Below are 23,243 nucleotides of genomic sequence, written 5' to 3'. Positions count from 1 at the left end.
TAATAAATCGTTAATCAAAATATACATAAAAGAATGGATAGAAACAACCTTTATTCAGTTTGTGTAAAAGAATTAGAACAGAAAATGCTGATGTTTTTGCTCGTATTAAATGAGCTCTGTCTCCATGAAATCTAGCAAAAGACTCCGTTTCGGACGAAATGAGTCAAAAATCGTTTTATTCACGCGGTCATTTAACATATCATTGTAAAAAAAGACAAAAAAAACGAGGCCTCTATGCCTCTATTTCCATCATTATGCACCTTTTTTTATTTTTGGGCGTTGACTGATCGCTCTTAATATTGATAATTTATCTTGAACCGTTAACATTCTCCAGCTTTTCACTTTTATTTTCATGCTGAATCCCACCTTTATATGAAATGATGAAATGTTTGACTTGTCCATGTTCGATCGTTTGCTGCTTCATCGCTATTTTATCCTCTTATTCTATAATTACTGTTTTTCATCAAAAATAAAACAAAATTCGTTCCACAAAAATTGACGAAAATCCGCAAAAAATTCAAAATCTTCTAACTAAAAGAAAAAATTAGGATTTGAAACACTGTGTATATGACCAACATGTTCTATATTCAGTGCTCCTGCATAGATTCGACAAGTACAGCTAAATCTAACATCTACTCTTCATTTCACCATTCAACGTTCCTAGTAAATACCAACGATATTCACTATCTGAAATAATCCCTCTGTTTTTTTTCATCTGAAAAGGGTAAATTAAAATTATCTATCATTTATTTTCATAATAGCCTAAAAAATTTGCCTTTAAACATTATTTCAGTAAGGAGCTTATTACTTATGACACTTACAAATGAGCAGCGGATTGAATTACATGGATTTAATAATTTAACGAAAACACTCAGTTTTAATATGTATGACATCTGCTACACAACAACAGAGGAAGAACGGACAGCTTATATCGAGTACATTGATGAGCAGTATAACGCCGACCGGTTGACGAATATTTTAAAAACAGTCGCAGATATGATTGGGGCTCACGTATTAAATGTCGCAAAGCAAGATTATATTCCCCAAGGAGCCAGCGTCACACTTCTCGTATCAGAAGGACCGATTGTGGAAGTGTCAGCGGAATCACTTGATGAATCGCCGGGACCGCTTCCTGATTCTGTTGTTATGCATCTCGACAAAAGCCATATTACCGTTCATACGTATCCTGAGTTTCATCCACACGAAGGCATCAGTACATTTCGAGCAGATATTGACGTCTCTACTTGCGGCGAGATCTCTCCACTGAAAGCATTGAATTATTTAATTCATTCTTTCGACACAGATATTATGACCATTGATTATCGAGTAAGGGGATTCACAAGGGATACGAGCGGATATAAACTTTTTATCGATCATGACATTAACTCGATTCAAAACTATATTCCAGACGAAGTCAAACAGCAATATGACATGATTGATGTAAATGTATATCAGCAAAACATTTTTCATACGAAATGCAAACTGCGAGAGTTTGACCTGGATAATTACTTATTTGGGCATACGACGGATGAGCTGTCTCCGGATGAAATAAAAGAAATCACAGAAAAACTAAAAATTGAAATGGATGAAATCTTTTATGGACAAAACATCCGGCAAGCAAAAGGGGTGCTGGATTAAGCAAAAAATAAGCCGCTGTTTCTCCTCAGCTGCAGGATGATAAAATGATTTTCGGGGCTGTTTAACACAAAAATTTGCAACGCTTATAAAACAGCTCTGAAAATCAGCAACATTTCATAACATAGCTTTCTCTTCGGAAAACAATAACTGTTTTATAGTAATCTGCTTCTTTTAAAGAGGGCATCATGCGGACTGCCACTGCTAGCTTTTCTCATACATACCGGAAGGTCGAATCAACTTAAATGTCCCTGTTCCCTTTGCTAACAGTTTCCCATCTTTATCCTTTATTGTTCCTTCCACAAAGGCCGTCTTGTATCCTCTGGAAAGAATCTCTGCCTCAGCAAAGAGCTCTCCACACGTCACTGGAGCTATATAATGAATCGCTAAATTAGTCGTCACACACCGCGTCTTCGTGACTGACCTCAATTGCATACTTTGAATGAAATCAAGGACAGAAGCGTACACCCCGCCATGCATTGTGTTGTTCGTATTTAGTAAATACTTTTTCACGTCCAGTTTAATTTTGACGTTTCCTTCTTCAAATCGGAGAATGTCCAAACCAAGATGATGAAGAAATGGACACTCCTTAAACTCTTGCACAATATCCTCAAGCTGCATGCTGCCATCCCCTTCGTTTAATCTTCTAATATGTTTTTTCCACCCTTATCCTACCTTACCTTTCCAAGTATGAGAATACAAAAAAAAGCATCCTTAGAGGACACTTTTTTACAGTACTTTGCTTAAAAATGCTTTTGTACGTTCATGCTGCGGATTGGAGAACAGCTCGGCCGGCTCATTCTCTTCGATAATGTAGCCGTTATCCATAAAAATGACACGGTCACCTACTTCACGGGCAAAGCCCATTTCGTGTGTGACAACAATCATCGTCATCCCATCTTTTGCCAGCTGCTTCATTACTTCAAGTACTTCGCCAACCATTTCAGGGTCAAGAGCAGATGTCGGTTCATCAAACAGCATGACTTTCGGCTCCATGGCCAGTGCGCGGGCAATAGCAACCCGCTGTTTTTGACCGCCGGATAAAGAATCAGGATATGCGAAAGCTTTCTCGGCGAGCCCTACTTTTTTAAGAAGAGCCATTGCTTTTTGTTCCGCTTCTTCCTTTTTCATTCCCTTTACGTTCATCGGAGCAAGTGTCACATTTTGCAGAATCGTTTTATGCGGGAACAAATTAAAATGCTGAAACACCATGCCGACCTCTTTGCGAATTTCATTGATATTTGTTTTTTTATCGGTTAAATCTTTACCAGTTACATACACCTGTCCGCCAGTGACTGATTCTAGCAGATTCAGACAGCGGATAAACGTTGATTTACCAGAACCGGATGGACCGATAATTACAACCACTTCCTGCGGTTTCACATCGAGAGAAATATCTTTCAGCACTTCATTGTCACCAAATGATTTTTTCAAATGTTTAACGGAGATCATTCTGTGTTCATTCTCCTTTCGATGTAATTCATTAAATAGGTCAGCGACAGTGTTAACACGAGGTAAATGGCCGCTACCGTAATGTACGGCTCCCATACTCTAATATACTGTCCCTGCGCCGCGCGTCCCCAATACATAAGCTCAGGCGCAGCGATAATAGCAGCAAGCGATGAATCTTTTAATAATACGATGAATTCATTACCAAGTGGTGGAATCATCCGTTTCACTGCTTGCGGCACAATAACAAGCTTCATTGCCTGAACGTGGGTCATACCAAGTGAACGGGCTGCTTCCATCTGCCCCTTGTCAATCGATTGAATGCCGGCGCGGAAAATTTCCGCAATGTACGCAGAAGCATTTAACGAAAGTGCGATAATAGCGGAGACGATCGGATTAGATGGAGATATAAACAACGGAACGACACCAAAATGAATGAGTAAAATTTGCACAAGAAGCGGAGTTCCACGGAAAAAGTTTACGTACCAGACAAATGGAAAGCGAATCCATTTGTTTGTTGACATTTTACCCAATCCGATAAACAGACCAAGAATGAGACCAATCAAAATTCCAGCAAACGATAATCCTAATGTTAAGAGAGTTCCTTTAATAAATAATGGCATATACTCTACGATAATATCTGTACGAAAATCCATTTACACTTCCCCCTTTCCAAGAAAAAAGCTGTCCACAGCCATAAGCCTAAAGTGGACAGCCATTCTCCCTTACTGTTTGGCCGCTTCTTTTAATGAATCTACATCGGGCTCTTTCCCAAACCATTTTTTGTAAATTTCAGCATATTTTCCGTTACTATATAGTTCATTCAGTGCTTTATCAAAGTCCGCCTTATATTGACTTCCTTTCGGGAAAACAATACCGTAATACTCTGGTTTGAACTGCTGATCATCGCTGACTGTTTTCACACCGCTGTCCGGATTGTTTTTCACGTATTCAAGAGCAACAGCAATATCAGTCACAGCCACTTGTACGTCACCGCTTTGTAAAGCCTGGAACATCAGTGCCGCTGTTTCGTATTTAGAAATAGACGGAGAATTTTTTCCAACGACCGATTCTGCGGAAAACTGGCCCGTTGTTCCATTTTGAACACCGATTTTCTTACCTTTTAAATCCTGAGCATTTTTAATATCTGTTCCTTCTTTAAATGCCATCATACTGATTGATTCAAAATAAGGAACAGAAAAATCATAGGATTTCTTCCGTTCGTCATTAATTGTGACACCGGCCATACCAATATCAAGCTGTTTGCTTTGCAATCCAGCAAACATAGCATCCCAACCGGTATTTTCAATATTTACTTGATAGCCTGCCTCATCCGCTGCTGCATTTAAAAGATCGACATCGAAGCCGCTCACTTTGCCTTTATCCATAAATTCAAACGGCGCAAACGTTGCTTCTGTTCCTACTTGTAACACTTTCTTCTCTTCTGATGTTTGTTTCCCAGCTGAATCTTCTTGTCCTCCTCCACATGCAGACAATACGAGTGCGCATCCTGCCGCCAGTGTTAAAAAGGACTTTTTAATTGAAATCTTCATGTTATCAACTCCTCTGATTATTTTACAAACTCTTTATCACCTGACAAAATAATAGCTTGCACAATAATAATTTTCAATGTTTTTTTATTTCTAAAATTTATATTTAAAAGGAATATTGTATTTCTATTCACTCCTCATTAATTATAATACTATAACGAAAATGCGCAAGTTCTTTCGGTTATTTTTTACGCTTTTCCTCTTCAGGAAAAAAAGAGATGAACTATAATCATCCACTTAAGATACAAGTAGTAGTTCTCTTATTGCCTATTTCCCCATACGCGTTATTCATCCATCTTCTTTACCCATTTATAATGTGCATTAAAACGAGCGTTTTATGAGGAGGGATCGAACAATTAAATACTTAAAAAAATCTGTAGAACACCATATATCATTTCAACATGAAGCATTCTCAATATTCATTTTCTATTCTCAGTTGTAATAACGGTAGACATCGTTCTTTTTCTTCGTTCAGGGGCTGGTTCGTTTTGAATGAGTTTCATCATTTCCTGCCCGATGGCCGTCACAAAGTGATGAAATTCAGCATCGCTTGCATAAAACACAGCCTGCCGGTAACCGGCTCCATCTTTTACGAAGTCAAATGACGGCTGATTGACATACCCTTCAAAATCAGCCAGCACCGCAGCCATAAATTTAATAAAGTAACTGACATGTTCCTCCTTACTTAAACGTAAAAACTCCTCCGCTGTCGTTTCATCAAAGGCCTTCGGGAGCATATAGACTTTTTCGATCGTGCCTCGAACTTGATTCTCTTCTGCCACAGCAATCAAATCGGCATTCACAAGTTTTTTCAAATGTCTATATAAAGATGCCTGAGGCACATCCGGCAGCTTTTCACTCATCTGTTGAACCGTCAGTCTTCGGCCATTGACGAGCGTCTGAACAATTTTCATGCGGACGGGATGAAGAAGTACTTCTCCTTTTGTTTCTTCCATCATTGATTCATTCCTTTCTATTATCATTATCAATAACGATAATGTTATTGATCTTAAATGTAAAGTGTTGAACAAATGACTCCTTCGTATAAACTTTTTTTAATCCACTGTTTTCTGAATACAAACAGATCGGCCCGAAAATACACCTTATTCTGGGCCGGTCTTTTAGTTACAATGATCACCATTGCATGAATGGTCAGAAAGATCAATTTGAATGGTCGTATGTTCAATATGAAATTGATCATGGAGCTTTTCTTGTGCTTCCCTAAGTACCGATTGTCCATCCACACCGGGATCAATAACGATGTGACAACTCAATGCGGGAAAATCAGACGTAATAGCCCACACATGTAAATCATGAATATCATTGACACCAGGCAAATTGAGTAAAGATTCTCTCACCTCAACCACATTAATATGCCCAGGTACCCCTTCCATCAAAATATGAATAGAGTCCTTTGTAACACGGATACCGCTAATAATGATTAAAATAGCAACAATCGCACTGGCAATCGGGTCAGCCATGTTCCAGCCAAAAAACATAATCATTAATGCGGCCGCTATCGCCCCAACTGAACCAAGAAGATCGCCGAGAACATGTAAAAAAGCACTGCGTACATTTAAATTCTCGTCTTTGTCTCCTTTCATTAAAATATACGCAGCAGCAATATTAACGAATAGACCAATAATTGAAACGATCAGCATCCCTACGCTCATCACTTCCGGCGGAGCCAGCATTCTTTTATACGCTTCCCATAAAATATAAATAGAGATCACAAGCAGAGTGAGTCCATTAATGAAGGCCGCTAGAATTTCAAACCGTTTATAGCCAAATGTCTTGGATAAACTGGCTCCTTTTTCACCAAATTTTAAAGCCAAGTAACTAAGACCAAGTGCCGCTGCATCACTCAGCATATGACCCGCATCTGACAATAATGCCAAACTGTTCGTCAGAATTCCCGCAACTACTTCCACGACCATATAAACAGCGATCAGCATAAACGACCACTTTAATGCTTGTTTATTATTGCTTGAATGATGATGCCCGTGGCTATGACTGTGATTATGGCTATGTGAATGACCCATTGAAACTCCCCTTTATATGAATATATGCTCATATGTGTATGTTATTTCAAACATCTCTTTGTTGTTCAAGCTTTTTTAAATCAATACGATACTTTATTTCCACTCGAAAGCCGCCGGTTAGTCATAGTTTATCCAATCTTTCCTTACTATAAAGGAATAGAATCTATTCATATATCTACAGATAAATGGGATTCAATAACCTTTTCAGGGGAAAATAAATTCAAAAAGGAGTGTGGAATCCTATGACAAATGAAGATAAACAAACATCTGAAGGTTTGAATCAAATCTTTGAAATCATTAATGCAAAAGGGGACGAAGGAGAATTAAAAAGAATTGTGAGTAAGGGCCATGAAGAGCCTATCGTTTGCAGTGACGAACTCTTTTATAAAGATTTAAGAGCTATTGTCGATGATACAGTCCGCGAAAACGAATGAACAAAGAGACAGCGAGGTGGAATTTGTGTACAAACTGCTGACCCATAATGATTTAGATGGTGTTGGATGCGGTATTTTAGCGAAGCTCGCTTTTGAAAAGCAAGTGCAAGTCCGCTATAATTCCGTCTCTAGCCTCAATTATGAAGTAGAATGGTTTTTGGAAAACGGGGATAAGAAGACTTTTTTATTGATTACGGATTTATCCGTAAATGACGACAATAAAACAAGGCTTCACGAATTCCATCTTTCCGGGGGCAAGCTGCAGCTGATCGATCATCATAAAACCGCTCTCCATTTTAATGAATATGATTGGGGGCATGTTGTTGTAGAAGATGAAGAGGGAAAATTAACATCTGCAACTTCGTTATTTTATGAATACCTTATCAAACATAAATTAATTGAACCTTCGCAGGCCATCGCCGAATTTGTAGAACTCGTTAGACAATACGATACGTGGGAATGGGAGAAAAATGACAATCAGGAGGCACGAAGGCTAAATGCCCTCTTCTTTTTAATTTCCATAGAGGAATTTGAAGAAAAAATGATCAGCCGCCTTCAGTATCATGATCGTTTCTTTTTTGATGAATTTGAAGAAAAGATCCTCGATATGGAAGATGACAAAATCTCACGCTATATCCGCCGAAAGAGACGAGAGCTCATACAAGCCAAAATTAATCAATCTTTCGCTGGCGTTGTCTATGCAGAATCATATCATTCAGAACTGGGAAATGAACTCGGAAAAGAAAATCCGCATCTCGATTATATAGCAATTTTAAATATCGGCGGCAAGCGGATTGGATTCCGTACCATTCATGATCACATTGATGTATCCGAGATAGCTGGTCAATATGGAGGAGGCGGTCATGCGAAGGCCTCCGGATGTCAAATGACAGAAGATGCGTACAAAAAATTTGTGACCGAAACGTTTCACCTCACACCATTGCGTGAAGACGCTAAAAGAAATCGTTATAATGTAAAAGAATCTTCATTCGGTGCCCTTTATGAAGATCCATCAGGAAGCACTTTCCTTCTTCATTGCCTCAATGAAGAGAAATGGGTGATTCATCATGAGGATAAAGTGTTCGAGAATACTTTCCTAAGCTTCCAAGAAGGAGAGAGGTTCCTAAAAAGACAGTATGAAGCCGCCCTTGCAAAGGATGATGTTTTTGTCGATTACTTGAAAGCGCTAATCAGAAAAAAATAAATAACATACCTAGGCAGACTATTGATAAACGTTCGCTTTCTTCGCTGCTCTCGGAAAGCGATCGCATGCAGCGGGATTCAACAAGGGAGTTTAATAACCGTAAAAATCCCTCTAATTGCCGAAGCCCTAGTGGCTTTTCTTCTCATTTATGGTACTCTTGTAAGGAAGAATAGGAGCGATAACAAATGATAAAAATTGAAATTCCACAGCCTGACCTTATAATTATGAAAAAAAACCAAGAAGGAGATACGAGTGAAGCCGAAATAGCTAGAGAATACGGCTTTATTGACTATCATAAAATTGCCCGCGACAAAGGCGGCGTGTACATGTTTTACGATATTCACGATGAGCTAATGTTCGTTGGTAAGGCAAGAAAACTGCGAATGAGAATCCGCAAAAGTTTTGAAGATTCAGTTTCACCGATTAAAATGCATAGAGATGACGTATATAAAATTGCTGTTTGCTATGTCGACGACCCGATGGAGCGGGAAATCTATGAGACGTACATCATTAATGCACTCAAAGCAAAATACAATATCGACAAAGCTTTTTTTAGATAAACTACATGTTCGTATGAGAACAAGCCCGCCTGTGAACTGCAGGCAGGCTTGTTTATTTTTGTGCAGCAATCCAAACGATTCATATTTATATTTATAGACTGTTGTCAATAAACGCTGTTGTTTGGTCATTATTTTTCAATTCGCGGCAAGTAAATACTGCACCACGGCCGGTAATTTATCGGGAACAACATTCGTTATATTGGTTAATTAACCTCTTTTCGACAAGTTTCATTTGTCGAAAAGAGGCATTTAACGAATAGTGTCGATAAGTTCCCTATTCCTTTTCTTGCCTTTCTTTACAGCGTCTGTTATCGTTAAGAAGAATTATTTTTGTTCGAAGAAGAAGAATAAGTGGAAATACTTTTCGTCTAAAGATTTGAGCAAGGATAGTACCATAGATGTGCTAGGCACACGAGGAGGAAACGTAAATGGAACAAGGTAAAGTAAAATGGTTTAATTCAGAAAAAGGATTTGGATTCATCGAACGCGAAGGTGGAGACGATGTATTCGTTCACTTCTCAGCTATCCAAGGTGAAGGTTACAAAACTTTAGACGAGGGTCAAGACGTTACTTTCGAAACAGAACAAGGCCAACGCGGCTTACAAGCAGCTAACGTTCAAAGAGTATAATTATTAACAATGATCTTGTTCATTCCCCACTCTCATGTTGTCATTCAGAGTGGGGAATTTTGTTTGTTTTCTTATAGTAATCTTTTATGCGATCGCATTGGGAGGAGATGATACTTGTTGTCATTCATATTAACCATCCATATTGCTACAGGTGTTATTTGTCTGCTGACGGGATTGTTTTCTGGATTTTCTAAAAAGAAAAAAGGAAAACATACGCTATTTGGCCAAATTTACTTTTGGTCTTACTCACTTGTTTTCCTCTCGGCTGTCATTATGGCCATCCTTCATTGGGAAGAAAGTGCCTACCTCTTTTATATCGCCCTTTTTTCTTTTTCACTTGCTTTACTCGGCTATTTCTCCGTGAAGAAAAAATGGAAAAATTGGCTAAGTACACATATTGGCGGCATGCTCGGTTCTTATATCGGCATCGTAACAGCTACGCTCGTCGTTAACAGCCACCGAGTCCCTCTTTTAAATGAAGTGCCTATACTTATTGTTTGGCTGATGCCGACGATCATCGGCACTCCAATAATTATTAAAATTGGCAGCAAATACACTCCTAAACGCAAAAAAAATAGCATGTTGATGTGAGCATAACAAGTGATAAGTTCATTATCCTAAATGGAGAAACTTTGTTGTTTTTTTGTTAACAAAGTGCAAACTGTTATTTTCCACTAAGTTGATTGTAGAGGAAGGCGCAAAGACTCCTGAGGGAAAGCAAAGCGCCTGGGACGGAAATCAACAGACACGTTTAAAAAACCATACAAAAAAGAGAATGCCCCTAAAAGTCATATTCTTGGGACATCCTCTTGTTGACTATTAACGAGCAATCACACCGCACGCAATGCGATCTCCAGCATCGCCTGCCGGCTGAGACTTTCCATCATCTGGCTTTGCGTGGATAACAAGAGCAGAACCGTCTTCATCTAATAAGGAATTCTCTTCCCCACTGACCAACGTAACATGTTCTGCCGTTACTTCTGTTTTCACAGTACCGTCTTCACCTACTTCAAGGTTTGGCAAATCGCCAGCATGAGATCCTTTCTCATGATCCATTCCATGACTGGCACCTGTCGGATTAAAATGTCCTCCAGCTGATTCAAAGGCCGGTCCGTCACATTTTCCTGTCTCGTGAATGTGAAAACCATGAGCACCCGGAGGTAAATCAGAAGCTTCCACTTTAATCAACACCCCTGTGTCTGCCTGCTCCAATTTAGCTGTACCAATTTTCTTGCCGTCACTGTTATTTAAATCAATCGTTAATGAGTCTGTTGTGCTTGCCTTTTCTCCTCCTATTTCATCTGCTCGTTCTTCCATAGTTGTCGTATCCGTTTCCTGTGTTACTGCCCCCTCGTTTTTGTTTGTGTCATTCGCTGCCTGATCGTTCCCCTTGCCGCAGGCACTAAGAACGAACAACATCACCAACACGAACGTAAAAAAGAACATTTTTTTCATGCTTATCCCCCATTTACAATAAATTATGTACACATAAGCACTTTACACGCTTTTACTCATATTTAAACATATTTGGATTAATATCCCTCATATTAAATAACTTTTTATTTCTCTTCTTTGACACACGCTCTTATTCATTTATCAGCATTTACAGTATTTCTCGCTCATATAAATAAGCTGAGGTGAAAATAATGACAGTGACAAACAGCTATTTATTTACAAAGGAAGAGATGACTAACCCTGATTTAGTACCAAGGTGGGTGATAGAAGAGTATCAAAACTTTCATAATGTCGTGACAAACCGAACATTCCCCTGCACGTTTGGCATGTCAGCTCAAAAAAAGGGGGAGCTGCGTTATTCGTATATTAGTCACGATGACTGGTCACATCTGCCGCAGGCACTAGAAGCATTCATTTCGTTATTCGGCAGCACAAAGCCCCTAATCCGTCATGGCTTCTTCTTATTTGTTGAACCGGAAAAAGAAGAAAAGCCACTTACTTACTATCGAGAATATTTTTGGAACATTTTGCAGTTCTTACATGAGGCAGACACAAAGCCTTGGCCGGGCAATTATCCAAAAGATCCTGACCATCACCTATGGGCCTTTTCCTTTGCAGAAGAGCCATTTTTCGTATTTGGCAATACACCTGCTTACAAACAGCGGAAAACGCGTGACCTTGGCAAAAGTCTCATTCTTGGATTCCAGCCGCGCAGAATTTTTGAAGGCCTAGAGGGAACCACACCAAATGGCATTCTATCCCGCGAAAGCATAAGGTCGCGTGTGGAAAAGTGGGACAATCTTCCGAAACACCCAAATATCAGCCACTATGGAGACCCAGAGCATCGAGAGTGGAAGCAATACTTTATCGGCGACGACATTCAGCCAATAGAAGGCAAATGTCCCTTTCATCATAAATAAAAAACGAAATACATCAGAAATTTTCATTGCTTTTGACTATAAGCCTTCAACCTTTCCACTATATGGTCTAATGTTCTTCTTTGCTGCAGAGGATTATTTTTAGATGAAATAAGGTAAAGTAAAATGAGGTGATGTCACATGAAGCAGACACAAACTTTAAGCGAGTTTATTGAGTTTGCTCAATCTGCAAGTAAAAACGGGCAATTATTTATTAGCCAGCAGGAAAACTATCCATCAGGGGTATCGCTTGGGGATGAAGATATGGGAGGCATCGGCGTTGAGATGCATGTCGACATGCTGCTAGCCGCTCCCGAAAAAGCGATTCATTTTGAGAAGACGTATAACGACCTCAATGAATACGAAGAAACAATTATGCAAATAAAAGCAATTGAACAATCACTCCCTTCGCAAAGAATAAATTCTTCTGATATGGAAAAGGTGATACAAAAACATTCGCAGTGATGATGACGTGTAAATAGGATAGATAGAACGACAAAAGAGAAGAGGTTTCCTAAAAAGATTTTGGGACACCTCTTCTTTATTTTTTATCCAGACTATGTCAGCACACCGTCCGGTAGTTTTTAAAGTTTCACGTGCACTTTCTAATAAAAACAATGTTACACTTTAATCGTTAAGGAGGGATCTGAAATGAATCCAATTATTTTATTTGATGGCGAATGCCACTTTTGCGATTCCAGCGTACAATTTATTATAAAACATGATCCCGAAGAAGCCTTTCGTTTTGCGTCCCTGCAAAGCGACACAGGTAAAAGGCTGTTAGCAGCATATCAGGTGCCGCCTGACATAGACAGCATGATTTTAATTGAAAAAGACAAAGCTTATCAAAAATCAGCCGCAGCCCTCCGCATCTGCAGGCATTTGAAAGGCGTCTGGAAATGGTTATACGTCTTGATTCTCATTCCCCGTCCGATTCGAAATACCATATATGACTTTATTGCAAGAAACCGCTACAAATGGTTTGGCAAAAAAGAAAGCTGTATGCTGCCATCCCCAAGTGTACGGAAACGCTTTATATAAGTAGGCACGTATCCACAAGGCAAATCAACCATCCTGTGTAACAGTGACGAATACAACAGCGAAATTCCGCATAATAATGATGAGAACTTCATTTGGGACAAGGAAGGAAGATTCGTCATGAACAGTAAACCTAATGTTTTTCTGCTAACTTTTCTTTTCGTTATTCTTATTGCTGCATTCAGCTTCGATTTTTCTTCCCGTGGATTTTTAGATAGCAAAAAAATGACCTTTCAAGATAGTACACCTGCCATGGCTGAATCAAAAGAACAAGAAGAACCCTATCAATCTAGCGACTTTGAATTAGAAGAGAAAATAGTAAACGTTGAAGAAGTAAATGGTTACACAATAGAAACTTATCGTGAATATGAAATCTATAAAGACGAAAAAGGAAACGTCAAACAAAGTATTCCTACGTCAAACTTTAACTACATCCGTTACAAAAACTAAAAAGAACCAAAGTACGTTCACTTTGGTTCCACGTATGATCGAATTAGGCTTTTAATTTGATTCGCTGCAATCTTAATGCGTTCAACACAACAGAGACAGAACTTAATGCCATTGCTGCGCCAGCAACCCACGGAGCCAGAAAACCGAATGCCGCGACTGGAATGCCGAGCGTATTGTAGCCGAACGCCCAAAATAAGTTTTGTTTAATGTTGCGAATCGTCATTTTGCTCATATAAATGGCATCCGCAATGCTGTTTAAATCGCCGCGGATCAATGTAACATCAGCGGCTTCCATCGCTACGTCTGTACCAGTGCCGATCGCCATACCGATATCTGCGACAGCCAAGGCCGGTGCATCATTTATTCCATCCCCGACCATTGCTGTTTTCTTGCCCGCCTGCTGCAGTTTCTTTACTTCCTCCGCTTTTCCTTCGGGCAGCACTTCAGCAATGACATGTTCAATTCCTACTTGGTTAGCGATTGTCTGTGCCGTCTCTTTGTTGTCGCCAGTAATCATGATCACGTCAAGCCCCATGCTTTTTAAACGGGCAATCGCTTCCCTAGATGTCTCCTTCACCGTATCAGCTACAGCAATAATCCCGGCAAATTTGTTATCAATAGCGCCTAACATGGCTGTTTTCCCTTGTTTTTCTAATCCCTCTACGTCTTTTAGATAGAAGGTTACATCTACATTCTCTTTTTCCATCAGTCTGCGTGTACCGACGAGCACATCATGCCCTGAAACTTTCGCTCGAATACCGAAGCCTGGCACCGCTTCAAATGTTTCTGATGATCCTAATGCCATTCCTTTTTCTCCAATGCCTTCAACAATCGCTTCAGCCAGCGGATGTTCAGATTTCCTTTCAGCTGCCCCAACAAGCTTTAAAAACTCGGCTTCCTGCTGTCCTTCAGCTAAAATAATGTCTGTTAACACTGGCTTTCCGTTTGTCACCGTTCCTGTCTTATCAAGAATAATCGTATCCAGCCTATAAGTTGTTTCTAGGTGCTCGCCGCCTTTAAATAAAATGCCATATTCTGCTGCCCTTCCTGATCCCGCCATAATAGATGTTGGCGTAGCAAGACCAAGTGCGCATGGACAAGCAATGACAAGAACAGCAATCAATTTTTCAAGCGCTTCTGCAAAATCACCAGGTACGACAAGGAAATACCAAATAAAAAAGGTAATAAGCGCAATACCAACAACAACCGGCACAAAGATTCCCGACATTCGATCGGCCAGCCGTTGAATGGGGGCTTTAGAACCTTGTGCTTCTTCAACGACCTTTATAATTTGTGCAAGCGCCGTCTCTTTACCGACTTTCGTTGCTTTTATTTTCAAAAAGCCATTTTTATTCAGCGTTGAACCAATCACAGCATCCCCTGCTGATTTATCGACCGGCACACTCTCTCCTGTAATCATTGATTCATCGAGAGCTGAATGTCCTTCAATGATTTCACCGTCCACTGGTACCTTTTCTCCCGGTTTGACAAAGACAATGTCATCTATAACGACTTCTTCAACAGGAATAACCATTTCGACTTCGTCTCTAACGACCGTTGCTGCTTTCGCCTGAAGCCCCATTAATTTCTTAATCGCTTCTGAAGAACGCCCTTTCGCCTTTGCTTCAAATAACTTCCCGAGAACAATGAGTGTAATCAACACAGCACTCGTTTCAAAATAAAGAGAAACGATATGTCCATCTGATCCGATCGACCCAATACTTAAATAAAGACTGTAAAAATAAGCTGCAGACGTACCGAGTGCGACAAGGACATCCATGTTGGCACTTTTATTTTTTAACGCTTTATAAGCGCCTATATAAAATTGGCCGCCAATAATGAACTGTACAGGCGTCGCCAAAGCAAGCTGCATCCATGGATTTAAAAATAGATCCGGTACCCAAATAAATGATGTAAATGTAAAGTGGCTAACCATTGCCCACAATAACGGCAGGGATAAAACGGCGGAAAAAATAAATTTTCTCGTTTGCCGCTGAATTTCTTTCTCCTTATGATTGACCTCTTTACCCGACTGCTCTTCCTTGCGGGTAAGTATATAACCGAGCTTTTTAATCGCTTCTTCCATGTCTGAAACAGATACTTCTTCGGGATTGTAATTCACAAGTGCTGTTTCTACTGCAAAATTGACACTCGCATGATTTACGCCTTCTACTTTATTCAGCCGCTTTTCAATTCTTGCAGCACAAGCAGCGCACGTCATGCCCGAAATAGTGAATTCTACTTTGTCATTGATCACTTCATATCCTAATGATTCGATTTTCTCTGTAAACTGCTGCTTATCTATTTTGTCTGGGTTATATGTAACCTTCGCTTTTTCTAAGGCAAGATTGACGTTTGCTTCTTCCACCCCGTCCATCCGATATAAGCCTTTTTCAATTCTCGCCGCACAAGCCGCACACGTCATTCCGGCTATTTGAAATTGGACCTCTTTCGTACCAGTCATTCTTCTCACTCCTTTTCATTATACAGGGGTAGGGTATATTTTCGTTCAAAAGAAATCGTGCTATTTTCAGCACGATCTCTTGTTACGATTGTTCGACATCAAACCCTTGTTCTTCGATTTCATTTGTAATGTCCTTAATAGAAACCACTTCAGGGTTGAATGATACACCTACTGTTTTTTTATCTAAATGAACTTTAACAGATTCGACTCCATTTAATTGCCCAACATTTCCTTCAATCGAGTTCACACAATGACCGCAAGACATCCCTTGTACGTTTAATGTAACTTGTTCCATTTTTTTCGCCTCCTGATTCTTCTTTATGTTCACTTTACTATACCCTTGTAGGGTAAAAAAATCAACATATTCTCATTATAGTTATTCCCTTTTAAAAAATGAAATAAACTAGGCTGCTTTTTTTATGACTTGGAAAACCGTTCAAATACTTCCATTAATTCAGCAATCGCTTCCTGGCCATCTCCCTGTTTAATAGCGTCTGATACGCAATGATTCGTATGTCGCTCCAGCATACCCATGCTTACTTTTTTCAATGCTGCATTAATCGCTGAAATTTGCACAAGAATGTCTACACAATATCGGTCGTTTTCAATCATGTTTTGAATTCCCCTTACTTGGCCTTCAATCCTTTTCAAACGATTAATGAGCTGCTCTTTTTCTATCTTGTTCCTGTAAGTGACCGTCTTCATTTCTTCGTGATGATCTGTCATGCTAGCTTTCACCTCACTTCATTTCTGTTTATCTCTATTTACCATATGGGGGTATTATAACCTTTGAGGAAATTGTATCACAGCAAACGGAATAATGCACGTCGAATATCATTGTTCCTAATAACAGAAAAAACGACTGCCCCTTGACAGTCGTTTTGACGTAAAACAGTTACCGATGAGACGTGCGATCAATTTCACCATGCTTATTCAAAAGATCTGCCGTATTAGAAATACGTTCCACCATCGTATGGAATTCTTGGGCACTGGCTGATTGTTCTTCTGTTTGAGCAGCGATTTCATGGATTGATTCATGAATCTTCAAAATTTCAAGCTGGGCTAGTTCCAGCTGCTTTTGAATATCTTCTGCTGCCGAATTACTGTTGGCTGCCATTTTACGTATTTCATCAGCTACGACCGAAAAACCTCTTCCATATTCTCCCGAACGAGCCGCTTCAATCGAGGCATTTAACCCTAAAATATTAGACCTTGAAGCAATTTCCTTCACTTGTTGAATAACTCTTTCTACATTCTTCATATTATTTTTCATCGTCTCTGATTGTTGAGACAGTTCTTGAAGTTTATCGGCAGAAGCATTCGATGTAGCCGCAATTTCTTCTGAAAAAGATGTCATTTGGTTAATAACCGAGCCAAGCTCTTCCGCTCCTTTTCGAAAATCTGCCATCTTTTGATTAGAAACAACGGCCGAGAAAGCACCAATCACCTGACCATTTTCCTTAATAGGGGTGCAGGTTGCTATATAAGGGATACCCAGCAAGTCCGCAGAGACCTCTTCGCGGAGTTTTTGTCCCGTTTGTAACACCCTGTAAGCGGCGGATTTTTTATACTTTTGCATACTTTCTCCCACTTTTAGCTTTAAATCTATGACCTCTCCTGGTACATACCCAATGATGCTTTCCTTGTCCGATAAGATCAAACATGTATCATCGGGATAACTTTGTTGAATAGTTGGCAAATGATCCACCATTTCTTTTAATTTATGTGACAATACGTTCTACCCCCTTGCTAGTTAATTAAATATTAACACGATTCAACCGGCAAATCCACGGAATTAGACGCACTCAAATAGACCTATTTTCATAGATATGTAACAGTCGTTATCCCCTGCTTCCGAAGTCTATCTACATGACGACGCCGCGCTTTTCCATTCGTATCGGGCTTACTTCTGACCAGCCTTTACTTTTAATTCCATCACAAAAGTATAGCGAAGCAGGCCGCCATAGTATTCCTTTAAACTCGAAATATTAAATAGTGCAACGGTGTTGCAGACGTATGAATAAGTCGGATTTTGTTTTTGTAGCTGCTGCATGATGAGAGCAGCCAGCTGTTTCTGGAGCAGATTCCCTCCATCATTCGGATAAACACTCAATATTTCCTGGTAAATAATACTCGACAATTCTTTCTCTGACATCTCATTGTCCCATCCCAAATGCTCTTGATCAATTGGATATTCATATATGCACATCGCCTGATATTGACATAAAGAAATCCCCTGCCTTTATGGAAGGGGAACACTTTTTATCGCTTCGTATTGCTATGCTTGGCTCGATCCTCAAGCTGGGATTTCGGGCTCATATCCCTGCTTCCTCCATCTGCATACCCTTGTGGATTCACCCCGCTGAATGCTTTGTTGCCTCGGTTTTTATTTTTGCTCATAACAAGACACCTCCTGCTATTACTATTTACGTAAAATGCCGGCGATAGTACGGAAATTTATTACACTCTGCTTTCAAACATTGGCTTTGATAATCAGAACTAAAAAGGGCTAAACTAAGGTCCACGATAGGTTTTTTATTAACTGTCGCAAGGAGAGGATCTACATGGCAACGAGACAATCAGTAGAGGATTGCTTACAACAATGCAGAAATGCACTTGAGTATGCAGCACAGCAGTATCAACAAGCTTCTATGCAGGAACATGACAATGATGGAAACTTTGTTCAAGGCCAGTTAATGCTTGAAGAAGCTTACAATGATTTAGATAAGCTTCTTCTCAGCGCAAATGAACAGCAAAGAGAACAGCTTCACCGAATGAGATTACAGATCCAACAAATGCAAAACAACATGATCTTATTGAATCACTAAAAACCAAGACAGACCCAAATACAAGCTGTCAGACCCTGCATCAACAATATATTGAGGGCGGGGTCTGACATATTTAGGTCAACTTTATTGAAGGAGAAAATGATGAATATCAATCAGATGATGGATCAGACAAAAAAGACATTCAGCCAGGCTGTTGCTTACGTAAAAGAAAAAACATTTGAGTTAACCGGCACACCTGCCGCCTCTGTTTCAGAATTGGCAGCTTTTATCCCTACTCACCATGACACAAGAAAAGCAACTAAAACTTTTTTAGGCATGAATTTTACCTTGTATGAATTAGAAACAATGGGCATTCGCTATTATTTAGAAATGAAAGGTCCGCGTATTTTGCAATTGGATGCAAATACAATGGATCATAACATCGTCTCTTATCGTTCGTATAGAGATCAACATACGCTGCATACCCCAATTAGATTTCCCTAAAGACGCTATGGGATGCACTCAAAAAAGAGACTGCCTCGCAATGGGTTCGATCCCGCTAACGATATACAATATATCACTAGTACGGAATCAAACACTCTCATTGGAGTCGGTCTCTTTCTGTTAAAAATTATTATAAATTCCCTATTGCTTTTCTTCAGGAATCAGTAAATTTAAGAGGACTGTCGCTAGAGCCCCTACTGTAATTCCTGAGGATAAAATATAATTCGCCCAATCGGGAACACTATACAATACATCCTTAGGCAAAGTGGATGCAGCAATCGTTAATAAAATCGGTATACCGATAACGATCATATTGCGGTCATCAATCACAATCGGCTGAATAACTTTCATTCCGTTTGTGACAATGGCTACACAGACGATTCCAAAGATTCCGTTAATAACAGGTTCCGGAATACAAGTAATCGCTGTAGATAATTTAGGAATAAGACCGAGGCAGACGAGAATCAATCCACTGGCCATAATGACCATTCTACTTGCTACACCAGTAATAGCCAGAAGTCCAGCGTTAGATGAGTAACCAGTCATCGGTGTACTTCCAAAAAGCGAACCGACAAAACAGCCAAGACCTTCTCCAAAAGAAGCGCGGTTTAAACGTTCTTCATCAAGCTCTTTGCCTGTAACAGTAGATACAACAAACCATGTTCCTGTCGTTTCCATTAAAATAATAAAATAAACAAGGATCATTGTAATAATAGCACTTACATCAAATACTGGCTTTCCGAATGGGAACAATGATGGTAAAGCAAACCAACTAGCTTCTTTAACAGGTGAAAAATCAACACCACCGAAGAAACTTGCCGTAATCGTACCAACAATAATTGCAATAATAACAGAAACTAAACGAAAGAACGTACCAATGCCGCGTTTTTGACGGCCAAACAGCATACAAATAACTAGCACTACAGCGGATACTGCCGCTACAAGAATGTTTTCGCCAATATTGCCTGGCGCGTTATAAACATTACTTAAACCGATTGGCATTAAGGCAATTCCTACGATAATAATAACCGTGCCCCCAACGAGAGGCGGAATAATTCTTCTTACTGTTTTAGCAAACCATTTTAACGGATAACCAAGAATGGCAATAATAATAGCGCCCGGAATGAGACTTCCGGCTATCGCACCAAGTCCAAGCTTCCCGCCGATGGCTGCTATAGCGCCGATTGGTACATAAGATGGGCCTTGAACGACAGGCAGCTTGATTCCCATACCCGTTTGAATCAATGTAGCTAAACCTGTTGCTAGAAAGCACATTTGAATAAAAAATGAAGTATTTTCCGCGCTTAATGCAAGGAGTCCCGCAACGATGATCGGTGCGATATACAAATCCATCGCCAATACATGCTGTAAACCAAGCACAAAGGCTTTTCCATAGCTGACCTTATCATCTACGCCGATAATAATATTATTTCCTGCTTTATTTTCCAATATAAACCTTCCTTTTGTTTATGTTTTTTATTTGCAAATGGATTATATAAAAAAAATACTTGTTTGTATACAAAAAAAGCGAACATTTTTTTGCTTTTTATTTTTTAAATTCGTGTTTATTATTGACCAATTGCACAATTGTTATTAAAATGAAGGAATGAATTTGATTCGGAGGGATAAAACAACATGTTGCAAGACGACGTACTGTTGCAGGACTGGATTGTAGCCTGCCGTTCAGAAGACGTAAAAGAAAAACCTGTACAAATTATTCTTATGGGAGAGCGCCTGGCCATTTTTAGAAACAGCGAAGGCGTGCATGCTTTTAAAGATTTATGCATTCATAGAGGCGCTGCTTTATCACTTGGAGAAGTGAAAAATGATTGCCTCGTTTGTCCTTATCATGCCTGGGAGTATAACGCTCAAGGCGAATGCGTGAAAATTCCACAGCTGCCAGAAGGAAGAGCGATCCCTCAAAAAGCAAAGGCTTCTTCTTATGCTTGTATGGAGAAGTATGGATTTATCTGGGTGAATCTAGCCAACAATAAACCAGATTTATTCCGCTATGAAGAAATGGAAGGCACAGACTTCCATCATGTCATTTGGGGACCGCAATCCGTGCAGGCTAAACCTCCACGGGTTGTAGAAAACTTCCTTGATGTCGGCCACCTTGCAATTGTTCACGAAGGATCTTTAGGAACAGAAACTCACCGTGAAATTCAGGACTACGCTGTTCATTGGGAAGACGGCCGGATTTACTCTGATGAAATCGCCATTTTCCAACCTGACCCAGATGGTTCCGGTACACCAAAATATGTGTATTATACGTATGAAATTATGCGTCCATTAACGGTGAAATTCACAAAAAGAGATCGTGAAAAGGATACGTTAATGACTATTATGCTGACAGTACGCCCTGTTGATGAGCATTCGTCTGTTGCTTATGGCATTCTTTCCTTTAACTATGATACAGGGTTAACAGATGAACAGATCATTAAATTCCAAGACGATATCTTTGCTCAAGATAAACCAGTTGTTGAAAACCAAAAACCAGAAGAGCTTCCACTTGATTTACAAGTTGAACTTTCTCTTATCTGTGACCGTGTGAGTATCGCTTATCGACAATACTTGAAGAAACTCGGCGTCGTTTTAGGAACATCTTAATCATCAACAAAAAAATCGGACATGCGTCCGATTTTTTTGTTTTTAAACGCCTTATTCATTCAGACTCTTTATCTTTTCGTTCCCTTAAAATATCTTGAATGATTTCAATATGAACAGATGCCCATGACTTTTCATGAAAATGAAGAATCACACTAATCACAATGACAAAAATGTAAATGAAAATAAAAACAATCCAAAGCACACTTCCTTCATTAAAGAGAAACTGCTGTAATTGTTTAGAAAATAGTAAGAAAAGCCATGGAATCGTCGATACAAAGATAGGAATTGTCCCCGAACCATTCTTCTCTTTAACCACACGATAAAAAATTTTTCTTAATGTCCCGCTGTCAATCGAGCGATAAAGAGTTTGAATTTCATCAATTTCTGCTAATTCCTTCATGTGCTGAAATGATGGATCCTTCTTAGATTCTTTTCTTAGCCGAAGGTACATCTTGTGAACATCCCCACGAAAAGAAAACATCTCTCTATCCCCCTTTACATTCATTCTTAGTAGAAGACTTTCCATGTGCGTTTTCATTTATTCAGAATTCAATAAACAAGTACGTTCTTTCAAAATAAAAAAAACGGAACATGATCCGTTTCAGCAAAAAAGTATCTTTATGAATAACTACCTTGTTATCGTATCAAAATAACCATTACGGGAAGAACTGCACCCTTTGAAAATGATCTGTAATCATTCATATTTCAAAAAGCCTTTTGGCAAAGACAAAAGGCTGCTCTAAATTACTTTTTATAGAAAAAGCGATCGTTTTTCTATAAAAAACACTACAGGGAGGATTCATCATGAACAAAGAAAAAAACTTTAATCGTAAAAATCGGAAAAAAGAATTGAATACAGACAATTTAAACGTGGAGTTTGCACAAGAAAATGATGCACAGTTTCTAGATAATAACATTAGAAATAATCGGAAGAAAAACAACTTAAACAATCGTTAAACCATCGTATTAAAACAATTGAAAGCAGCCAACAAATTAGCTGAACTTGACCGGCAAAACCATGCATAGCGAATGAGATGAATTCCGTAATTATCAAGTGAAGGTTCAAAAGCTTTCAGCTTTTGAACCTTTTACACCTATATTTACATATAAAATGCTATTTATTTTTTGGCAGAGATTTTTTATAACGCTGATGAATATTGTTCTGTTTGTACGTGCCTGTCTCACTGAACTCGATCAATTCCATCGACAGTGCTAAATAACGTTTTGCAAACAAGTCAGAGAAATGCTCTTTCATAATATCAAACAGTTCATCGCATACCGTTTTTTTGACACCTTCTGGACGTCCAGCGCCGATTTTCAACGCGGCATGGACGAACGCGTCGTCTTCTGTCCCGTCAGCCACGCAGTAATCATGCAGTTCAATCGCACGGGAGCGGATGCCTCCAATCGGAAACACACCATCGTGAGAAATCAGCGATTGATTAATTTTTTTAAGAAGAGCCGGAATGTCCGCCTCCGCTTTAATGTTATCTGTATATTCGATAATAAAATGCGGCATGGAATCTTCCTCCCT

General features: G+C 39.4%; 30 protein-coding genes. 14 read left to right on the top strand and 16 right to left on the bottom strand.

The features are described from left to right. Nucleotides 1-810: 810 nt before the first annotated feature. Complete coding sequence (speD, locus tag QYG89_RS03685) at nucleotides 811-1,638, top strand: adenosylmethionine decarboxylase (RefSeq protein WP_404314691.1); 828 nt, start codon at nucleotides 811-813, stop codon at nucleotides 1,636-1,638. Between the two features lie 201 nt (nucleotides 1,639-1,839). On the opposite strand, the gene QYG89_RS03680 is transcribed toward speD, so the two are convergent. From QYG89_RS03680 to QYG89_RS03655, 6 genes are all read right to left on the bottom strand, one after another. Next, on the bottom strand, nucleotides 1,840-2,256 hold the full coding sequence (locus QYG89_RS03680) for a PaaI family thioesterase (RefSeq protein ID WP_404314689.1): 417 nt from the start codon (nucleotides 2,254-2,256) through the stop codon (nucleotides 1,840-1,842). Nucleotides 2,257-2,364: 108 nt separating this feature from the next. Beyond that, nucleotides 2,365-3,087 (bottom strand): amino acid ABC transporter ATP-binding protein, encoded by a 723-nt coding sequence (locus tag QYG89_RS03675; protein WP_404314687.1) that lies wholly within the window; start codon nucleotides 3,085-3,087, stop codon nucleotides 2,365-2,367. After that, nucleotides 3,084-3,740, bottom strand: a complete 657-nt coding sequence (locus QYG89_RS03670) for an amino acid ABC transporter permease (protein ID WP_404314685.1) — start codon at nucleotides 3,738-3,740, stop codon at nucleotides 3,084-3,086. The genes QYG89_RS03675 and QYG89_RS03670 overlap by 4 nt, the downstream gene beginning before the upstream one ends. Before the next feature lie 69 nt (nucleotides 3,741-3,809). Further along, on the bottom strand, nucleotides 3,810-4,637 hold the full coding sequence (locus QYG89_RS03665; RefSeq protein ID WP_404314683.1) for a basic amino acid ABC transporter substrate-binding protein: 828 nt from the start codon (nucleotides 4,635-4,637) through the stop codon (nucleotides 3,810-3,812). 416 nt (nucleotides 4,638-5,053) lie between these two features. Continuing rightward, nucleotides 5,054-5,593, bottom strand: coding sequence for a helix-turn-helix domain-containing protein (locus QYG89_RS03660; protein ID WP_404314681.1), 540 nt, complete (start codon nucleotides 5,591-5,593; stop codon nucleotides 5,054-5,056). A gap of 162 nt (nucleotides 5,594-5,755) precedes the next feature. Further along, on the bottom strand, nucleotides 5,756-6,676 hold the full coding sequence (locus QYG89_RS03655) for a cation diffusion facilitator family transporter (RefSeq protein WP_404314679.1): 921 nt from the start codon (nucleotides 6,674-6,676) through the stop codon (nucleotides 5,756-5,758). Between the two features lie 242 nt (nucleotides 6,677-6,918). On the opposite strand from QYG89_RS03655, the gene QYG89_RS03650 reads away from it, so the two are divergent. The 5 genes from QYG89_RS03650 to QYG89_RS03630 all read left to right on the top strand — a co-directional run bounded on the left by QYG89_RS03650 (nucleotide 6,919) and on the right by QYG89_RS03630 (nucleotide 10,094). Beyond that, on the top strand, nucleotides 6,919-7,110 hold the full coding sequence (locus QYG89_RS03650) for a hypothetical protein (RefSeq protein ID WP_404314677.1): 192 nt from the start codon (nucleotides 6,919-6,921) through the stop codon (nucleotides 7,108-7,110). Between the two features lie 25 nt (nucleotides 7,111-7,135). Then, a complete protein-coding gene (locus QYG89_RS03645) occupies nucleotides 7,136-8,314 on the top strand; it encodes a DHH family phosphoesterase (protein ID WP_404315611.1) in 1,179 nt (392 codons plus the stop codon). 185 nt (nucleotides 8,315-8,499) lie between these two features. Continuing rightward, nucleotides 8,500-8,874, top strand: coding sequence for a nucleotide excision repair endonuclease (locus QYG89_RS03640; RefSeq protein WP_404314675.1), 375 nt, complete (start codon nucleotides 8,500-8,502; stop codon nucleotides 8,872-8,874). A 428-nt stretch (nucleotides 8,875-9,302) separates the two neighbouring features. Then, nucleotides 9,303-9,503, top strand: coding sequence for a cold-shock protein (locus QYG89_RS03635; protein WP_404314673.1), 201 nt, complete (start codon nucleotides 9,303-9,305; stop codon nucleotides 9,501-9,503). A 114-nt stretch (nucleotides 9,504-9,617) separates the two neighbouring features. Continuing rightward, nucleotides 9,618-10,094 (top strand): DUF2306 domain-containing protein, encoded by a 477-nt coding sequence (locus QYG89_RS03630; RefSeq protein WP_404314671.1) that lies wholly within the window; start codon nucleotides 9,618-9,620, stop codon nucleotides 10,092-10,094. A gap of 228 nt (nucleotides 10,095-10,322) precedes the next feature. On the opposite strand, the gene QYG89_RS03625 is transcribed toward QYG89_RS03630, so the two are convergent. Continuing rightward, nucleotides 10,323-10,958 (bottom strand): superoxide dismutase family protein, encoded by a 636-nt coding sequence (locus tag QYG89_RS03625; RefSeq protein ID WP_404314669.1) that lies wholly within the window; start codon nucleotides 10,956-10,958, stop codon nucleotides 10,323-10,325. Nucleotides 10,959-11,149: 191 nt separating this feature from the next. Here QYG89_RS03625 and QYG89_RS03620 point away from each other — a divergent pair, with 191 nt between their 5' ends. The 4 genes from QYG89_RS03620 (at nucleotide 11,150) to QYG89_RS03605 (ending at nucleotide 13,363) form a co-directional block, all read left to right on the top strand. Continuing rightward, complete coding sequence (locus QYG89_RS03620) at nucleotides 11,150-11,878, top strand: YqcI/YcgG family protein (RefSeq protein WP_404314667.1); 729 nt, start codon at nucleotides 11,150-11,152, stop codon at nucleotides 11,876-11,878. Between the two features lie 138 nt (nucleotides 11,879-12,016). Continuing rightward, nucleotides 12,017-12,340 carry a hypothetical protein gene (locus tag QYG89_RS03615; protein ID WP_404314665.1) on the top strand — a complete coding sequence of 108 codons (324 nt, stop codon included), beginning with the start codon at nucleotides 12,017-12,019 and terminating at the stop codon, nucleotides 12,338-12,340. A 186-nt stretch (nucleotides 12,341-12,526) separates the two neighbouring features. Next, nucleotides 12,527-12,916, top strand: a complete 390-nt coding sequence (locus QYG89_RS03610) for a thiol-disulfide oxidoreductase DCC family protein (protein ID WP_404314663.1) — start codon at nucleotides 12,527-12,529, stop codon at nucleotides 12,914-12,916. Between the two features lie 117 nt (nucleotides 12,917-13,033). Then, entirely contained in the window at nucleotides 13,034-13,363 is a 330-nt protein-coding gene (locus QYG89_RS03605) for a hypothetical protein (RefSeq protein WP_404314661.1), read from the top strand. A 43-nt stretch (nucleotides 13,364-13,406) separates the two neighbouring features. Here QYG89_RS03605 and QYG89_RS03600 read toward each other — a convergent pair whose 3' ends face one another. The 6 genes from QYG89_RS03600 to QYG89_RS03575 all read right to left on the bottom strand — a co-directional run bounded on the left by QYG89_RS03600 (nucleotide 13,407) and on the right by QYG89_RS03575 (nucleotide 18,227). Next, nucleotides 13,407-15,827 carry a heavy metal translocating P-type ATPase gene (locus tag QYG89_RS03600; RefSeq protein ID WP_404314659.1) on the bottom strand — a complete coding sequence of 807 codons (2,421 nt, stop codon included), beginning with the start codon at nucleotides 15,825-15,827 and terminating at the stop codon, nucleotides 13,407-13,409. 82 nt (nucleotides 15,828-15,909) lie between these two features. Further along, complete coding sequence (gene copZ / locus QYG89_RS03595) at nucleotides 15,910-16,122, bottom strand: copper chaperone CopZ (protein WP_404314657.1); 213 nt, start codon at nucleotides 16,120-16,122, stop codon at nucleotides 15,910-15,912. 122 nt (nucleotides 16,123-16,244) lie between these two features. Beyond that, a complete protein-coding gene (locus tag QYG89_RS03590) occupies nucleotides 16,245-16,532 on the bottom strand; it encodes a metal-sensing transcriptional repressor (RefSeq protein ID WP_404315609.1) in 288 nt (95 codons plus the stop codon). Between the two features lie 190 nt (nucleotides 16,533-16,722). Beyond that, nucleotides 16,723-17,100, bottom strand: a complete 378-nt coding sequence (locus tag QYG89_RS03585) for a methyl-accepting chemotaxis protein (protein ID WP_404315607.1) — start codon at nucleotides 17,098-17,100, stop codon at nucleotides 16,723-16,725. Nucleotides 17,101-17,730: 630 nt separating this feature from the next. Next, nucleotides 17,731-17,982, bottom strand: coding sequence for a hypothetical protein (locus tag QYG89_RS03580; RefSeq protein ID WP_404314655.1), 252 nt, complete (start codon nucleotides 17,980-17,982; stop codon nucleotides 17,731-17,733). A gap of 107 nt (nucleotides 17,983-18,089) precedes the next feature. Then, entirely contained in the window at nucleotides 18,090-18,227 is a 138-nt protein-coding gene (locus tag QYG89_RS03575) for a small, acid-soluble spore protein L (protein WP_404314653.1), read from the bottom strand. Nucleotides 18,228-18,385: 158 nt separating this feature from the next. Between QYG89_RS03575 and QYG89_RS03570 the strand changes: the two genes are divergently transcribed. Together QYG89_RS03570 and QYG89_RS03565 are read left to right on the top strand one after the other, a co-directional pair. Continuing rightward, nucleotides 18,386-18,655, top strand: a complete 270-nt coding sequence (locus tag QYG89_RS03570) for a YtzC family protein (protein WP_404315605.1) — start codon at nucleotides 18,386-18,388, stop codon at nucleotides 18,653-18,655. Nucleotides 18,656-18,757: 102 nt separating this feature from the next. Further along, nucleotides 18,758-19,099: a hypothetical protein gene (locus QYG89_RS03565; RefSeq protein ID WP_404314651.1), complete on the top strand. Its 342-nt coding sequence runs from the start codon at nucleotides 18,758-18,760 to the stop codon at nucleotides 19,097-19,099. 141 nt (nucleotides 19,100-19,240) lie between these two features. Here QYG89_RS03565 and QYG89_RS03560 read toward each other — a convergent pair whose 3' ends face one another. Then, nucleotides 19,241-20,548, bottom strand: a complete 1,308-nt coding sequence (locus QYG89_RS03560) for a uracil-xanthine permease family protein (RefSeq protein WP_404314649.1) — start codon at nucleotides 20,546-20,548, stop codon at nucleotides 19,241-19,243. 186 nt (nucleotides 20,549-20,734) lie between these two features. Between QYG89_RS03560 and QYG89_RS03555 the strand changes: the two genes are divergently transcribed. Continuing rightward, entirely contained in the window at nucleotides 20,735-21,709 is a 975-nt protein-coding gene (locus tag QYG89_RS03555) for a Rieske 2Fe-2S domain-containing protein (RefSeq protein ID WP_404314647.1), read from the top strand. 55 nt (nucleotides 21,710-21,764) lie between these two features. Here the strand turns inward: QYG89_RS03555 and QYG89_RS03550 are convergent, their stop codons facing one another. Beyond that, nucleotides 21,765-22,190: a hypothetical protein gene (locus QYG89_RS03550; RefSeq protein WP_404314645.1), complete on the bottom strand. Its 426-nt coding sequence runs from the start codon at nucleotides 22,188-22,190 to the stop codon at nucleotides 21,765-21,767. Nucleotides 22,191-22,513: 323 nt separating this feature from the next. Here QYG89_RS03550 and QYG89_RS03545 point away from each other — a divergent pair, with 323 nt between their 5' ends. Further along, the gene (locus tag QYG89_RS03545; RefSeq protein WP_404314643.1) at nucleotides 22,514-22,666 is read left to right on the top strand and encodes a hypothetical protein; all 153 of its coding nucleotides are present in this window, start codon (nucleotides 22,514-22,516) and stop codon (nucleotides 22,664-22,666) included. Nucleotides 22,667-22,823: 157 nt separating this feature from the next. Here the strand turns inward: QYG89_RS03545 and QYG89_RS03540 are convergent, their stop codons facing one another. Continuing rightward, nucleotides 22,824-23,228 carry a 5-carboxymethyl-2-hydroxymuconate Delta-isomerase gene (locus QYG89_RS03540; RefSeq protein WP_404315603.1) on the bottom strand — a complete coding sequence of 135 codons (405 nt, stop codon included), beginning with the start codon at nucleotides 23,226-23,228 and terminating at the stop codon, nucleotides 22,824-22,826. Nucleotides 23,229-23,243 lie beyond the last annotated feature (15 nt).

The sequence above is a fragment of the Bacillus lumedeiriae genome (assembly GCF_044891285.1).
Classification (GTDB): domain Bacteria; phylum Bacillota; class Bacilli; order Bacillales; family Domibacillaceae; genus Pseudobacillus; species Pseudobacillus lumedeiriae.
This window is presented reverse-complemented; position numbering and strand designations above follow the sequence as displayed.